General features: G+C 37.6%; 1 protein-coding gene. It reads left to right on the top strand.

Going from position 1 to position 1801, the window contains the following annotated elements; all coding sequences use genetic code 11:
- Nucleotides 1–395, top strand: a 395-nt coding sequence (locus tag MHZ95_RS20705) for a hypothetical protein (RefSeq protein WP_239392683.1), incomplete at its 5' end; no start/stop codon positions are given.
- Between the last annotated feature and the right edge of the window lie 1406 nt (nt 396–1801).

The raw sequence follows: 1801 nt of genomic DNA, 5'->3' as shown, positions 1-1801 counted from the left end.
ATAGCTCATTTCTTGCTGACTTTGAATCCGAAGATTCGTTTGTGTTTGTGTCCCCAACAGAGTTGGTTCAACAAACTGTATTTGTTAACGTTTTGCTGTTCAGTTTTCAAGGTTCATATCGTTACTGCGTTTCAGCGGCAACTCTTATATCTTATCACTTTGCTGATTCGATGTCAACAACTTTTTTAATTTCTTTTGTTGTTGTTTTGCACACCAGAAGTGCGACGCTTACTATCATAACTCTTCGCCAGATAGAAGTCAATAACTTTTTTAAACTTTTTTCGTTGTTTCCGTATACCGGAAGCGCAACGTTCTTTACTATACCAGCATGTCTTTTCGATTGCAACATTAATTTTAAAAATCATATCCAAAACAGCAATTCTTATTATAAGTGACATGATGAAAAGTTGCTATGGGTTCCTACTCGAAGCGATTCATACTTTTATATACTCCTCATTCGTAATGGTCGCAAAAAGTACAAATCCACCAATGCTTGAGTAAGTTACATACTACGCTTGTTTAAATTAGATACCACAAGCGTAGTTTTTATATCTTATACAATCTTTCTATTGACGGATCGATTCACTTATTCGCTTAACTTGTACATTTTGTTCTTTCATCCAATTCAGCATTTTCATTATTCCTTCTCTATATGATGTGGCTGGTATTGGTCTAATTTCGCGCTTGTATTTTTCACCGCTTAAAATAATAGGAACTTCTGTTAAGTACATTATCTCCACGAGTTTTTTCATAAAAGGTCGAGATATTCGAGTTTTTATTGCAAGTACTATCTCGTAGGGCAAGATCTATCATTGCTTTTGCACCGTCGAATGTATAAAGAATCTCTCTTTTTACGTGAGTATTTCCAACAAAATTAACCGTTTTATGTTGAATTACATTTTTGAGTGTTTCATAAAGCACCGCATTACGTGCATGCGGTCCATAAAAATCCGGAGAATATACAACTAGTGAGGAAACATTTCTTGTCATTAATACACTTTCCATTTTCAAACGAATCTTTCCTTTTTTCGTATATGAATATTTCTTTATATCTTTAGTTACTTTTTTGTAGTGTTCCGTAGGTATATATATTATCTACAAAAATAACTTTTGCTCGATGCTGGTATCTATATTGAAAATGATTCAGTGTGTAATTAAAGTAATTTTTGACTTTAGGGGTGCTTTGAGCGCTGATGTGAAAATGATTATAAGAGAGAGGCCATGAGCGCTGAAGCGGAGAATTGATTACTGGGAGGTTGCTTTGGGCGCTGTGGAGAGAGTTTGATCACTTAAAAGTACTTTTGAGCGCTAAGACAGGAGTTTGATCACTTAGAGGGCGTTTTGGGCGCTGTCGAGAGAGATTGATCACTTGAAAGTAGCTTTGAGCGCTAAGACAGGAGTTTGATCACTTAGAGGGCGTTTTGGGCGCTGTCGAGAGAGATTGATCACTTGAAAGTAGCTTTGAGCGCTAAGACAGGAGTTTGATCACTTGGAAGTTGTATTGAGCGCTTAGAGAAACTTTGGGCGGATGAAACAGAAGTATGGTCGTTTAAAAGTTACTTCGAGCGAAGACAGAGGATATATGAGCGCCTAATTCGTCAGAATGATCTTTGCACAACTGCAGAGGCTTCCGCCCCTTCCCTCTCTCGCATCCCATTAAATCAATACAAAATGAACCTTCATTTTTCTATTTATAAGCACAAAAAAAGCCATTACCTATCGGCAATGACCTTGACGCCTGGCGACGTCCTACTCTTGCGGGGGAAAACCCCAACTACCATCGGCGCTGAAGAGCTTAACT

The sequence above is a fragment of the Sporosarcina sp. ACRSM genome (assembly GCF_022346545.1).
Lineage (GTDB): Bacteria > Bacillota > Bacilli > Bacillales_A > Planococcaceae > Sporosarcina.
Note: the sequence above shows the minus strand (reverse complement) of the source record. Positions and strands in the feature narration are given on the sequence as shown.